The sequence below is a fragment of the Nocardia sp. bgisy134 genome, assembly GCF_965341865.1.
Taxonomy (GTDB): domain Bacteria; phylum Actinomycetota; class Actinomycetes; order Mycobacteriales; family Mycobacteriaceae; genus Nocardia.
Window position 1 is genome coordinate 110,485 of sequence record NZ_CBDQZP010000024.1, and the last position, 13,798, is coordinate 124,282.

General features: G+C 66.2%; 11 protein-coding genes. 4 read left to right on the forward strand and 7 right to left on the reverse strand.

Annotated features, from left to right (window positions below):
• Positions 1-443: 443 nt before the first annotated feature.
• The 3 genes from ACRWNM_RS32285 to ACRWNM_RS32295 all read right to left on the reverse strand — a co-directional run bounded on the left by ACRWNM_RS32285 (position 444) and on the right by ACRWNM_RS32295 (position 3,306).
• A complete protein-coding gene (locus ACRWNM_RS32285; RefSeq protein WP_431971930.1) occupies positions 444-1,976 on the reverse strand; it encodes a hypothetical protein in 1,533 nt (510 codons plus the stop codon).
• Positions 1,976-2,614, reverse strand: coding sequence for a hypothetical protein (locus ACRWNM_RS32290; RefSeq protein ID WP_431971931.1), 639 nt, complete (start codon positions 2,612-2,614; stop codon positions 1,976-1,978). The genes ACRWNM_RS32285 and ACRWNM_RS32290 overlap by 1 nt, the downstream gene beginning before the upstream one ends.
• A gap of 299 nt (positions 2,615-2,913) precedes the next feature.
• Positions 2,914-3,306 carry a VOC family protein gene (locus ACRWNM_RS32295; RefSeq protein ID WP_431971932.1) on the reverse strand — a complete coding sequence of 131 codons (393 nt, stop codon included), beginning with the start codon at positions 3,304-3,306 and terminating at the stop codon, positions 2,914-2,916.
• A 348-nt stretch (positions 3,307-3,654) separates the two neighbouring features.
• Between ACRWNM_RS32295 and ACRWNM_RS32300 the strand changes: the two genes are divergently transcribed.
• Together ACRWNM_RS32300 and ACRWNM_RS32305 are read left to right on the forward strand one after the other, a co-directional pair.
• The gene (locus ACRWNM_RS32300) at positions 3,655-4,167 is read left to right on the forward strand and encodes a hypothetical protein (RefSeq protein WP_431971933.1); all 513 of its coding nucleotides are present in this window, start codon (positions 3,655-3,657) and stop codon (positions 4,165-4,167) included.
• A 1-nt stretch (position 4,168) separates the two neighbouring features.
• Positions 4,169-5,443: an MAB_1171c family putative transporter gene (locus ACRWNM_RS32305; RefSeq protein ID WP_431971934.1), complete on the forward strand. Its 1,275-nt coding sequence runs from the start codon at positions 4,169-4,171 to the stop codon at positions 5,441-5,443.
• Between the two features lie 205 nt (positions 5,444-5,648).
• Here the strand turns inward: ACRWNM_RS32305 and ACRWNM_RS32310 are convergent, their stop codons facing one another.
• From ACRWNM_RS32310 to ACRWNM_RS32320, 3 genes are read right to left on the reverse strand one after another with little or no spacing between them, the layout of a single operon-like run.
• Positions 5,649-6,701, reverse strand: a complete 1,053-nt coding sequence (locus tag ACRWNM_RS32310; protein ID WP_431971935.1) for a DUF3068 domain-containing protein — start codon at positions 6,699-6,701, stop codon at positions 5,649-5,651.
• Positions 6,698-6,865: a DUF2613 family protein gene (locus ACRWNM_RS32315; RefSeq protein WP_431971936.1), complete on the reverse strand. Its 168-nt coding sequence runs from the start codon at positions 6,863-6,865 to the stop codon at positions 6,698-6,700. Before ACRWNM_RS32315 ends, ACRWNM_RS32310 begins: the two co-directional genes overlap by 4 nt.
• 28 nt (positions 6,866-6,893) lie before the next feature.
• A complete protein-coding gene (locus tag ACRWNM_RS32320; RefSeq protein WP_431971937.1) occupies positions 6,894-7,676 on the reverse strand; it encodes an Rv1157c family protein in 783 nt (260 codons plus the stop codon).
• 738 nt (positions 7,677-8,414) lie between these two features.
• Between ACRWNM_RS32320 and ACRWNM_RS32325 the strand changes: the two genes are divergently transcribed.
• Together ACRWNM_RS32325 and ACRWNM_RS32330 are read left to right on the forward strand one after the other, a co-directional pair.
• Positions 8,415-9,284, forward strand: coding sequence for a class I SAM-dependent methyltransferase (locus ACRWNM_RS32325; RefSeq protein WP_431971938.1), 870 nt, complete (start codon positions 8,415-8,417; stop codon positions 9,282-9,284).
• An 86-nt stretch (positions 9,285-9,370) separates the two neighbouring features.
• Positions 9,371-10,129: a thioesterase II family protein gene (locus ACRWNM_RS32330; protein ID WP_431971939.1), complete on the forward strand. Its 759-nt coding sequence runs from the start codon at positions 9,371-9,373 to the stop codon at positions 10,127-10,129.
• 77 nt (positions 10,130-10,206) lie between these two features.
• On the opposite strand, the gene ACRWNM_RS32335 is transcribed toward ACRWNM_RS32330, so the two are convergent.
• Positions 10,207-13,767 (reverse strand): type I polyketide synthase, encoded by a 3,561-nt coding sequence (locus ACRWNM_RS32335; protein ID WP_431971940.1) that lies wholly within the window; start codon positions 13,765-13,767, stop codon positions 10,207-10,209.
• Positions 13,768-13,798: the final 31 nt, after the last annotated feature.

The following is a 13,798-nucleotide window of genomic DNA, read 5'->3' on the forward strand; positions in this document are numbered from 1 at the left end:
GCAAGGTGGTCTAGGTTCACCGGACCTTAGGTAGACGACTGTCCAGTTTTGCGCCATGTTACGCCCGCACCACCGCGCGCGAGGTACTTCTGGCAGCAATCGCGACCGTACCTGCGGCGGTAGCGCCCGGCCGCAGGACACCGCACGGCCGGGGCTACGGATCGCAGCTACACCGATAGCCCTCGTCGTCGGCGACTTCTACTTCGCGCCGCACGGCGAGAGCAGGAAGACGCCCTATCCGAGATCCGAGGTCGGCGCGGCATGCGCCGTGGCGGGGCTTCGATCCCTCGACCGGGTCCGGTGCGGGGGCCACAACCCCGGTGCGGCCGGTGTCTCCATGTCGAAGTCGTCGACAGTAGGAGGAGAGATGACCGGCACGCCCCGTATCCCGAAGGCCGAACTCAGCGCCAGGCCAAGGGCACTACGAAAGTTGTTCGGCCCGATCAGGATCGGTTCAACGTCAGATCCAACGCGGCGATATGGAACCCGGCATCGGTGACGGCGACAGAAGTATCCGTGAAACGCTTCCCGCCCAGGATGTTTCGCGCGAAATCGCGCGCGGCGGCGGACTGCGCGTCCAAACCCGCGAGCGCATCCGGTGACAGTTCGATGGTCCCGTCGAAATGCCTCGGCTGATCGGTGATCCCCGGCTGCTGCGGCGTCTGGCGCAGTCCGTCGACGGTGTGCAGGATCAGGCCGAGCCCACCGCCATCGCCGAACTCGATCCGAAGCGGAGTCGGGGTCACGGCCACATCGAAGGCGCGCACCCGCGCACTCCATCCCTGCGGCGAGACACCCTGGTAGTCGTACGGCGACGGAGCCGCCAGCGTGTCCGTCGAACGGTCCGTCGGCGAGTTCTCCAGCACGGCCCCCACGAGGGGTCGATCGGTGGCGACGAACGTCCACGACGCGTCGGTGAGGCGCTTCGTCCAGAAACCGTTCCGACCACCGTCGCGACCTTCGACCCGCAGTTCCCGCGCCGACGAGCCGGGACCGGTCTTGTGGACGGAGATGCGGTCGGTGATCTCACCCGGCACCTTCGGCTGTCGCTCCCAGTCCGGCGCGGGCAGCTGAATGGCGGCGTAGCGGTTGTCCACCCGTTCCGCGAGCATGTCCGGAGCCTCGGGCAGTCCGCGCTGATCTTCGTAGGAGTAGCGGAAGAACACCTTGTCGGCGCCGGAGATGTCGAAATCGTAGAGACGCGTGTAGAAGTCGCCGAAACGGTTGACGACGAGGGAGGTCGACGCGCTCGTCGACAGCGCCACCGCCTGGAACCGGCCGCCGTACGGCGTGGCCATCTCGTAGCTGTGATCCACCGGCAGCCACGGGTCGACGTACTGGATGCGCTGTCCGCCGTGGGTGAGCGCGAACACGTGCGACACCTTCGCCCCGCCGACCGGGTGGTCATTGCCCGCCGTGTCCCGCCAGACGTGGTCCTCGTTGGGCGAGAGCACCGACCAGGACCAGGCGAGTGTGCCTGGTGGCAGTATGTTTCCCGGGCCGGTCCACAACGGCGTGCCGTAGCGGCTGCTCCAGTTCCAGTCTCGGGGCGCGCTGAGCGCGTGGTCCATGGTGAAGAACCGGCCGTCGCGGTCTATCGCCATCACCTCGTCGTCGTCGGCGGAGACACCGGCGACTCGACCGGCCAAACAGCCCGGCAGTTCTACGGTGCGCCAACCAGCCTGGGCGGCAGCCTCTTTCACGTAGACATTGCCCTCGCGAGTGGCGAATGTCCAACGCCGATTGAACGACTCCGCGGTGGTGCGGAACCAGACCTGCTCAGGCAGGTCGACGGCGGCCGGAGCCAGCGCCTCCAGACCGGCGGTGGATTCGTCGACCGCGACTTCCGGGCTCCCGACCGTGCCCACCGGCGCACAACCAGGGTCGGCCACGGTCACGGAATGCGTTGTCATCCCGGCGAATACCAGCCCGATGACGGCGATGACGGCGGTGCGCTCGATGGCGCGCCGGGACATCACAGCCACCCCGCAGCGCCGAAAGCGACGAGGGCGATGGCATCGATGCCGAAGATCGCGCCGACGACAAGGGCTTTGGACCGCACGGACGGCAGGTCGTGCACGTAGAAGCACGCCGCGAAGAACGGCACGTAGCCGATCAGCCAGATGAGGAACGGGAAACTCGGTTGCCACCAAGACCATTCCCAGGTGAGCACACCGGCCTTGTTGAGCAGCACCTCGATGCCGACCGCCGCGGCCGAGTTGGCCGCGATGAGAACCGGCCGGTTGGGCAGGCCGAAGATCCGGGTCTCCCGCGGCGGAAGCATCTTCGCCGCCGCGATCCCCATGATCGCGAACATGAAGCAGATCTCGATATTGAGACCGATGAGGATCTGATACGCGGTCGGCCCGGCCGCACCCCACACCGGTGCGCGATCGGTGAAGTGGAAGACCAGCGCGTTCCAGATCTCGTTGAACCAGTCCGCGCCCCACAACGCCAGCCCGGCGAACAGCACATTCCAGTTCCGCCGCTCCACTTCGACGGCGTAGACGTAGATGACGAGCAGCAGGAGCGGGATGACATACCACTTGAACTGACTCGTGAACTGACTCGCATCACGAAGACTCTCGAGCGCCACCCGGCCGGTGTCGGTCACCGACACACCTCCTGCCCATCATCATCGAACCGGGCGAAGTATGTTACAAATCAACACTGAACGTCAACATGTAATCCCGATTGCCTGGACTGGACCTGGTCGGATAACCCCGTCATGCACTGCGGCGAGGAGCTGTCCATGCCTCGATCGGGGACGATCTCGTCGCCAGTTCTGGACCGATCTCCGCTTCCACCAAGCTGTTTCGGCGGCTGCGGCATCGGCCATTCCGACTTCGACCGGAATGGCCGATGGACCGATAGGCCGCACTCGGTGGGAGGTCGCCGGCAGGCTACGGCCCGTCACTCACCTTCCGTACGCGCCAGAGCGGATTCGGAGGACCTGGCGACGTCCATGTCGATCTCCTGGATCTGGACCGTCACGCCGTCCGGATCGACGACCCGGAGGCTGCGGCCGAAGTCCTCGTCGAAGATCTCGTAGTCGTAGCCCCGCTCACGCAACCGGCTCGCGACCACCTCGAGCTTTTCGTCGGTCGCGAACCCCAATTCGACCGATCCGGCCGGGCGGCCCTTCGACACCGAGAAGTCGTGCAACCCGACCGCCCCGGCGCCAGCCGAAAGTTGCGCCCACACATTGACACTCGCGTCCTCGTCGAAAGCGAGACCGAGACCGGCGTAGAACTCGCGGCACGCTTGCACATCCGAGACGTACCTGATCGGCAGAACAGTCAGCATTTCTTTCTCCTTCTCCGGAACGGACGGACCAACTATGGGGCGACACCCGCTCACCACGCCCTCTTCCGCCGGACGAACGCCGGAATCCGACTCCTAGACGACCGACGCGGCGGAATCCGACAGACGACAGCTGCATCCCCTCCCGGCCGGGCCCCGGCTCGGTTACCTGCTGCGCGCGCACTCGCCGGCGGCACCACGTTATGTCGGCGGTGTGTCCACGGCCGGAGAAACACCTTGTAGGTGTCCAGCATTTGCCTGCGAAATAGACTGTCCACCAGCATGCTCCGCAGGCGACTACGCCCACCGCAATATCGGCATAGGTCACCGTGATCAACGAGGGAAGGCGTCATGGAGGATCTCGCCGCGCGATTCGAGGAACTGGGTCGCCTGGTACCGATCCCCCACCCATGGGACATAACGGAATACATCGCGCGGGTGGCAGAGTATCGGGGACGGCCGATCACGTTGTGCCCGATCGACGTCGGCGCACTCTCGGGGAACGGATGCGGCACCGGAAGTGGCCTGTGGATCGCCCGGGAAGACGACGACGTGATCATGTACGGAGCCGACACCGAATGGCATGCCGATCACATCATCGCCCACGAGATCGGTCACATGCTGCTCGGCCACGGGGGGACTGCGAGCCGTCCCGGTGGCGCCGCGGCTGATCTGTCGTTGCGCGAATTGATGCCCTCGCTGTCGCTGGAATCCATCCGCAGCGTACTGCGCCGCCAAGACTACGGCAGCGAGCGCGAGCACGCCGCCGAGACCTTCGCCGACCTGCTGCTGGTCGAAGCGATGCTGCCGAAGCGGTCGGCGAGCCGGTTCCGCTCGACGTTCTTCCGAAACCGGTACCGCTGAGATGACCTCCCCGATCCCGGGTCTGTTCGCCTGGCCCGTCCTGACATGTATGACGTTGGTGCTCGCCGGTCGGTGGTGGCTGTTGCGGGACAGCATCGTCGACCGGCTCATCAACCGCGCGCTCGTCGCCGGTCTCTTCGAATACCTGTTGCGGGAGGCATGGTTCGAACAGTCACTGGCTTGGCTGCTACCCGGCGACGACAGCGACGTGGTGAACATCGCCCGACAGCTCTCTCTGGGAGCAACCGTGTTAGCCGTCTCGAATATCTACGGCTTTGTCAAGTTGTGGGCCGGCGCCGATCCCGCCCACACGTGGCGCAGGCAGTGGCGCTATTACCTCGTCGCGATCACCGCCACCGCCGTCATCCTGATCGCAGGGACGCCCGCCCGCAACGCCGACCAGTTGATCGACCAAGCCCTCGGCTGGCCGGCTGTCGTGGTCTGGGTCGCGTTTTCCCTGCCACTCGGCGCTACAGCCCTGCTCGGCTGCCGGGTAAGTGTGCGCGAGATGCGCGCCGCAGGCGCCACCACCTGGCAGGAACGTGCACTGTACACAGCGCTCCTGGGCACCATAGTCGGCCTGGGGGCCATAGCAGTCGTGTACCCGCTCGAGGCCGCCATCAGTGTCATGACAGGCCAACCGTCATTCGATCCCGAGATGCACTGGAAAGCATGGAGCGGCTTCTTACTCTCGGCAGTCGGCGCTGCCGCCGTGGTCACGGTGCCGCTGATCAGCACCCTGCTCACCCACATCGGATGGGACCGCACCGGCCGATATTGCCGCCGCCTGCAGCCGATGTGGGCCGATCTCACCGCAGCCATACCCGAAATCGTCCTGGAGATGCGGCGCGACCACCACAGCCGAACAGACCCGGCCATCCGCCTGCACCGCATGACGGTCGAGATCCGCGACAGCCTGCTGCATCTCAAGCGCTACAGCGACAGCCCTGACGATCTGGCCGCCACAGCCGGGGACCCACATATCTATGCCCGCCACATCGCCGAGGCCATTGTCACCAAAGCTGCCGGGCACCCCCCGAGCACGAGCCGGTTCACGCCCCGACACCAAGTCCAGCCGGGCGCACGGGACCTCACCGCGGAGCTGCGCCAGCTACTCGCACTCGCCAAGGCATGGCCACACGCCCGCCGCCTGACCACCACCATCGACCATGGTCCCCAGCCGACTCGGCCGCTGACTGGATGCGCAGATCGAGCGGATTCCCCACCCGCCCGGTCACCGCACTCCGGCGATTCGGCGGTGTACCAGCGCTGTTGAGCTACACATCGACGCCCCGATGCATCTTCGAGCCACGATTCGGCAGTTGACGTCGATCGGCCTACCTGAAGCGTTCGTGCCTGCGCAGCAGGCAGAACCGGAGCCGGACCGCCGGCCTGCCGACGGTTCGGAACTGGAAACACCTCGGCCTCCGGTGTGGGACACGGGAGGCCGAGATGGTGGAGCTATGTGGTCATAGGTTCCGCTAGAACCTTTCGGTTCGGCGGCCGACCGGGCGGCCGCGGGATGCGCCACTCAGGACGCCGAGGACGCTGCCTGCGACGAGGGCGATAGCGCCCAGGATCGCCAGGGCGATGGGGAGGGTCTGGCTGAAGAGGGTGAGTCTGTCGAGACTTTCCTGGGTGACGGCCAGCTGGGATTCGATGGTTTTTTCGTCGAAGACGATGTGGGACTTGAGCGCGGTGACGTCGACCCGGTCCGCGCTGCGACCGTAGAACAGATGAATCTGCTCGCCGCCCCTGAGGACGGCTCCGGTCTTCGGCTCGACCCACAGGTCGCGGGTGTTGGTGTAGAAGCGGGTCATCGTGACCGGCTCCTCGCCTTCGAGGCCCCACTTAGTGGCGGGGAGGGTGAGCTTGTTGGTCGGCGCCTGCACGACGTCCCACATGTTCGTGACCGGGATGGTCTGGCGGAAGTGATAGACCGGCACGCCGTTGATCTCGGACTCGTCGACGTACTCGATGTCGTAGGTGGCGCGGGCGTTGAGATCGAAGTAGGGGTACGACTTCTTCTCGGTGCCGATCGGGAAGCGGTACTGCAGACCGGCGCGCCGCAACGGGTCGGCCACCGAGGCGCCCGTCCTGTCGACGGAGACGGCGATGGAACCGTTGGGAGACATCGGAACCGGCTCGCCCGTCTTGCGATCGATGGTGACACGGTCGATCGAGGCGGTGAGCAGGCCGGTGTCGCCCTCACGGTCGTCACGACGCAGCGTCTGGCCCGCCTGCAGCGTCATCTGGTCGGCGTCGGAGGGCTCTTCGACGGTGACGAAGCGCTGCGAGACGATCGGCACGTTCGTGTCGATCTTGGCCGAGCCCTCCGGCGAAGTCAGCGACCTCGAGTCCAGCACGAGGCTTTCCTCGCCAGGGACGCTCTTGGCGATCGTGGTGATCCGCAAGTCCAGCGGCGTCTTGGCCACCTTGCCGACGGTGTAGCTGGGAATCATGACCGCTGCCACGAGCAGCAGCGCGCCGAGGCCGACGAGGAAGCAGGCGATGGTCCTGCGCCCGTTCCTCATCGGCTGCCGTACGGCGTGTTGGCCAGCGACGAACCCGGGTCAGCGGTCGTCTCGCGCGACGGGATCGAATTCTGTTGCGCGCCAGTGGTGATGCCTAGCACGGCGATCACCCCCAGAATCGCGCCGGCCAGCCCGCTGACCAAGCCGGGAGCGGCGAATTTCATAGAACTAACTCCAATACGTTGCGTCGACTCAGGCGACGGTGAAGAACCCGAGGGTCGGCGCGAAGGTGCAGGTACGAGCGCCGGAATCGGCGGTCGTCGTGGTGAGCGAGCCGGAGATCACCGCGGCGACGCGCCCCGAGCCGGTGTCGGCCAGTGCCGACAGCGTGGCGGGACCGTCGGCGTTGAGCTCCGACTCGTTGGTGAGCGGCTGGACACCCGAACGACGGTTGTCGAGGTTGACCCACTGCACAGTCAGCGGCGTATTTTGCACGACCGCAGGGGATTTGGTGCCAAGCGCGGTGAAGACGAAGCCGGTCTGGCCTGCCTTCGGCCCCGGCGGCGGCAGTTCGGCCGGGCCGGGGACGGCCAGGGCGGCGCCGACGGAATCGGAGCTCGGGCCGATGCAGCCCTTGCCGATGGTCGGGTAGAGGAACTGGGCGATCCGCGGACCGTCCGACGGCGGGAGCTCGGGGCCACCGCCACCGCTACCGTCGAGGAACGTGATGACCCTCTCCAAGGTTGCCTTGACCTGCGCGGGGATGCCGGGCGTGGCGAGCAGGACCCGCGCCTGGGCAAGAATCGCGGCTTGTCCGCCGTCTGCGATGACGCCGGGGGCGGAGATGGCGCTGACGATCGTCGGCGCCAGGGCGGCCAGCGTCTCGGAGGGGACGTTCTCCGCGATCGCCGGAACGGCCTGCTGTGCCGCAGCAGGCCGTGGCGCTGCCATGGTCGGCGTCGGTGCGACGAGTGCAGCGCTCGCCGCTAATACGAGAGCAGACAGAGCGGTCCGCGATCCTCGGGTGGGCAGCATTGGTCAGCCGTCCTTCTTTCTGTGGGATAGGTGGAGCAACCCAGAAATGTCAGTGAGATCCCGGGCCACGCGCTCCCTCGCCGAGGTGCGCGGCGGCCGAACCGAAACGTCGACGGCTCGGCTCGATGGGTGGGGCGGACGCCGCGAAAGCGAGCCCACGTCCCGCGCGGGTGAGGTGACCGGCCGTACCCGACATCGTCGACAACGGCGCGGAATTCATTGTGGACATCTCGCCTTCCTTCCCGCCGCTGCTCGAGCCCCAGCGCACCATGATGAAACAGCATCCGACCCGTCTCGAGCCAGCGTTTCGTGCGATCCAGAAAGTTATCGGCAATACTTTGTGATTAACCACAGTCGCTGCCGATCTACTGACGGGTACGAACGGGCGCTGGCCGCGATGGGCTGTGACAACCCCGAACCGCGCAGAGAACCCCGAGATCAACCGGCATCGCCGACGCCGCCCGACCAACTCGGACCACACTGGGAACGTTCACAACGCCATCAGGTTCAGCCGACCTTCGGCAGAAGACCGGATCCCGGCTCAGTAGCCTCAGCGGCCCGCTGCCGGATCGCCGCCGAACGAACGCACCGGCCGGTGTTGCTGCCGCCGCGAGCGCGAGCATGCCTGCGGACGCGTGTGGCCGGCCGCGGCGTTTCCGGGAGTTGGGCACCGCTGGCCAGCACTTCTGGCAATCCGACCATTGAGCATCGTCTCGCTCGCTGTGCAAGACTGCTCCGGTGGCCGAAACCGCTGAACTAGTTACCAACGTTTCCGACACCGCCCGTTGGGTGGCCGCCTTCCGCGCTGTCGAATCCGCCCGCCCCGACGCCCTTTTCCGCGATCCCCTCGCGGACCGGGTCGCTGGTGAGCGGGGCCGCGCCATAGCCGGCCGCACCCCGCTCTTGATGCACAACGGCTGGAATCTGGTCACCCGGACCAAACTCATCGACGACCTGATCATGAAGACCATCGAGCAGGGCTGCGATCGGGTGCTCAATATGGCCGCAGGTATGGATACCCGACCGTACCGGCTCGATCTGCCCTCCGAATTCCCTTGGATAGAGGCGGATCTCCCCGCGTTGGTCGACGAGAAGAACGAGCTGCTTGCCGGGGAGTCGCCGCGCTGCGCGCTGACCCGCACGGCGGTGGATCTCGCCGATCCCGCAGCGCGGCAAAAGTTTCTGGACGAGGCCCTCGCGGGTGCGCAGCGAGCGCTGGTGCTCACCGAGGGTCTGATCTACTACCTCGCCGACGACGAGGTCATTGGCTTGGCTGCCGCGCTGGCTCGCCCTGAAATCGCTTGGTGGGCATTGGATGTCAATAACAAAGCGATCTTCAAGCGAATGAGTAAGGCGACCACCGAACTGCTGGCCAACGCCCCATGGCAGTTCGGTCCGGTCGATCCGCTGCGCTTTTTCGCCGACCTCGACTGGACGGCCGACGAGGTGGAAGCTCTGGCCTCGGCGGCGCACCGGTTCCACCGGCTGCCCTGGTTCATGAAGCCGATGACGCTCTTCCCGCAACCGGATCCCCGCAAGCCGATCCAAAATGCTTGGCAGCCTTGGAGTTCGGTGGTGCGGCTCAGGCACACACCGGCGAGCAGCTAGCTCGCGAGCCCTAGCCCTCGAGGCGCACCACCGCCGGCACCCGGCGGTGGTGCGTATCCGTGCCATAACGAAAGGCTTCCCGCCCCATGGGTAATAGCTGGCTACGTCGCCTGTCCCCCTCCCCCGGAGGTGGATCCCACAAGTTGTTCTGCTTTCCGCACGCCGGCGGCTCCGCCATCTCTTTCGGACCATTGGCCAAGTGCATCGGATCCGAATACGACGTTCTCGCTGTCCAGTATCCGGGACGACAAGACAGAAGGCATGAACCGCTCGTGGGTAGCATTTCAGGCCTCGTCGACGGCCTGCTTCCCGAGCTGAGAGAAGCTGTCGAGGACGCCGAGAATTTCTCCATATTCGGGCACAGCATGGGATCTGTCGTAGCTTTCGAGGCATGCAGGCGACTCGAGCGGGAATTGGGAGCGAGCGCGCGGGTCCTGTTCGCCTCCGGTCGGCGCGCGCCTTCGGCGGCGCAACCTGAACTGCGAATGCATCTGCTGAGTGATCGAGAACTCTGTGATCACCTACTGCAGTTCGGCGGTACACCAGCGGCGCTGCTCGAGGATCCCGAATTCCGAGAGCTGATCCTGTCCATCGTCAGGAACGACTACCGAGCCATCGAGACTTACGAGTGCAGTACGGACGCGATGGTCAGCAGCCCTATCGTCGCGATTGCCGGCGATCGTGACCCCGATGCGAGTCTCGCGCAAATCGAGGTATGGGGCTCGCACACCTCTGGAAGCTTCTCAGCGAGACCATTTCCGGGCGGTCATTTCTTCATCGATGCGAATTGCCAAGCAGTAGGGCAGCTGATCCGCGATCACTGCGCTCGAGCGCTGTCGAGCTGATCCAGCACGTCGACCGCACCTCTACCGCGTTCGACAGGCCCGACCGGGTGGGCAAGTCGCCCACCCGGTCGTTGTTCCTAGCTCTCGAGCCAATCCTCGATCGCTTCGGCGACATCCGCAGAGCCGTCCTCCAGGATCGTGATGTGGTCAGCCTGTACCGAAACAACGGTATGCGTCGAATCCCACGGTTCGGCCTGCCAGTTCACGCGATCCGATGAGCTCCCCAGGAAGTTCTGGGCGCACTGGATGAACAACGTCGGCGTGGCGACGGAGCCGGGCACCATCTCCTTCAGGAGCTGCACATACCGGCCCATCCCGGTCAGCCGGGCCTGATCGAAGCGACCGAACGTACCCTCCGCCGACACCATGTGTTCGAACATCGCCCGAAGCAGCCATTCACTGTCGTCGTTCACCTTGTAGGTGTCCACCATGACCACCGCGGCGGGCGCTGGGCCACCAGCCGCTTCCATGTGCTCGGTGACGAGGTAGGCCAACAGGCCGCCCGAGGAGTATCCGACCAGAACGAACGGATCTCCCTGCGCCGCCTCCAAGACGGAGCGCGCCACTGCTTCCGCCGCCGCCGCCGGCGTTGTCGGCAGTGGCTCTCCCGTCCGGCAACCGATCGGCGGCAGCGCCAAAACGTCACGGGCAGTTCGCAAGTGCGATGCGATCCGGGCGTACTGATGCGCGCCGCCGGTGGCCAGAGGCGGAGCGAGGCAAATGATGCGTGGCCGGGTGGAACCCGTGGCGATTCGCGTGGGCACCGGCAGTCGATCCAGTTCGTGGGCCGACGAGAACTGCTCGCGCAGCTCCGCCGCCGCCCGCAACAAAGCGAAACCCTTGTCGGCCTGGCCGGACGCTACCGCGCCACGGAACATCCCGTACAACGAGTCGTCCGCACCACCTGGTTCGTGGTCGGTTCGTGAGTCTGCGGTGAGCTCCTTCTGCAGGTATCGGGCCAGTGCCGCCGGCGTTTTGTGATCGAAGATCGCGGCCGTCGGCAGCGTCAGGCCGGTGGAAGCGTTGAGGGCGGTTCGCAACTCCATGGCAGCCAGGGAGTCGAACCCCGATTCGAGGAAGTCCCGCTCGGGATCGAGTGCCTCAGCGCTCTCATGTCCCAGCAGTCTCGCCGCGTTCTCGAGGATGTGCGCCCGGAGCCACTGTTCCTGTTCTGGCTCGGACAGTTGTGCCAGTCGCCTGCGGACCGCACTCGCATCCTGTGTTCCAGCGCTCTGCCGCCGCCCGGTCCGCTTGGCCAAGTCGCGCAGCAGCGCGGGCACCGCGTCCTGAGCACGCAACGTGGCAAGGTCGATCTCGACCGGAACGTGCACCGGACGGTCCGTGGACAATGCCGCGTCGAACAGCTCGAGCGCCTTGTCGGCAGCCAGTGGCGGCAGACCTTGGCGGCGCATACGCTGCCGGTCGGCCTCACTGAGCCACTGCGAGAGTCCGGTTTCGATGTCCCACAGACCATAGGCGAGCGAGGTGGCCGGCAAACCTTCGACACGACGGTGGGTCGCGAGCGCGTCGAGGAACAGATTGGCCGCCGCATAGCCGCCCTGACCTGCGGGCAGTATCAAGCCTGCCACCGAGGAGATCATCACGAAGGCGGACAGCCCGGCGTCACGGGTGAGCTCGTGCAAGTACCAGGCGGCGTCGGCCTTGGCACCGAGGGAGTAGTCGATCTGCTCCGGCGTCAAGGTATCGACCAGCCCGTTGTAGGCAACACCAGCCACGTGGACGATCGCGCCGAGCGGATGCTCCGCGGGTATCGAGGCCAGCAGGTCTCGCAGCGCATCACGGTCCGTGACATCGCAGGCAACTACGCGAACCCGGGCGCCGAGAGCATCGAGTTCCTCGATGAGATCCTCGGCGGCTGCTGGTCCGCGCCTGCCTGCCAGCAGCAGGTGCCGCACACCGTGCGCGTTCACCAGGTGCTTGGCGAGGTGGCTACCGATCCCGCCGGTACCACCGGTGATCAGCACGGTCCGCTCGGAATCCCAGGGTGCCTGCCGCTCCGATTCGGGCGACGCGGCACGAGTGAGCCGCGGCACCCGTGCCCCATCCGTGTGGACAGCCAGTTCCGGTTCGCCCGACATCGCCGCGGCGACAAGATGATCCGTCGCTGTCTCCGCGTGAGCCTCGATGAGCACGATCTGCCCTGGGTTCTCCGCCTGCGCGGCGCGCACCAGACCCCACACCGCGGCCGCGGCCGGATCGGTGGAGTCGGTGATCACCGCCAGAGTGCTTGCGGCATAGCGTTCTTCGCGCGCGAACTCCTGGATGACGCCGAGCGTGCGGTGCAAGGCCGTGCGCAGCCGGACCGGCACTTCCACGCCGTCGACCGGGGGCCGGAAGAGCGAGACCGAGGCCGACTCCGCCGCACCCCACTCGGCCCAGGAGACGCCTGCCACGGATCGCAGCTCCGGACCGGGCCGCCAAGCGACCTCGTACAGCGAGTCCCGCGAAGACCGGGTCGCGGCCGAGAGCAGGTCGGCGGACAACGGGCGCAACGCGAGGGACCCTACGGAAAGCAGTGGCGCGCCATCGGAATCGGCCATCGCCAGGGCAACTGTCCCCTGATCCGACCAGGTCAACCGAACCCGCACCCGCCGGGCGCCGTCGGCGTGCAAACGCACCGAAGACCAAGCGAAGGGAACGAGCGTCGGCCGCTCGGTGTCCTCGTCCACGCCCCGCCGAAGTCCGAAGGGCAGTGCGTGCATGGCCGCGTCGAGCAGTGCCGGATGTATGCCGTAGCCCTGGGTAGCGGTCTGCTCGGGCAGAGCAATCTCCGCGAAGAGATCCTCGCCTCGGCGCCAAAGTGCCACCAGCCCTTGGAAAGCCGGCCCGTAGTTGTATCCGTTGTCGGCGAGCTCGTCGTAAGCGCCTGCCAAACCGATCTCGGAAGCACCGGCCGGTGGCCACTGAGCGAAGTCGGCCAAGACTTCCGGTTCGTCGGACTCTCCGCTCGGGCTCACGGTGCCTTGCGCATGGTGCGCCCACGGGACCGACGGATCGTCCTCGTCACGGCGCGAGTAGATGTCGAGCCGTCGGCGACCGGACTCGTCACCGTCACCGACGATCACCTGGATCTGTACTCCGCCATGCCCTTGGAGCACGAGCGGCGCGAGAAGAGTGAGCTCCTCCAGTTCCGGACAGTCGACCTGGCCTCCGGCGTAAACGGCCAGCTCGACGAATCCGGTGCCGGGCAGCAGCACGGTACCGAGCACGTCATGATCGGCCAGCCAGGGATGGGTGACCGTGGACAGGCGGCCGCTGAATCTGGCGCCCCCACTCTCCGGCTGCGCCATCAATGCGCCCAGCATGGGGTGCTCGGTGGACCGCAGACCGAGCGCATGTGCCCCGCCTGTGTGCAGCGGGCCCGTGACCCAGAAGCGGCGGCGCTGGAAGTTGTATGTCGGTAGGTCTACCTTCGTGGCTCCGGCGCCGGCGTAATAGCTCGTCCAATCCACCGCCGAACCTGTGACGTGCAACCGGGCGAGACCCGTCAGCATGGTCGCGGGATCCGCACTGTTTCGTCTGGTCAGAGCGATTGTGGTCGCGCTGTCGAGGGTCTGGGCGATCATCGGGGTCAGCACCGCGTCGGGCCCGACCTCGGCAAACCGGGTCACACCCATCCCTGCCATCGTGGCGACCGCATCGGCGAAG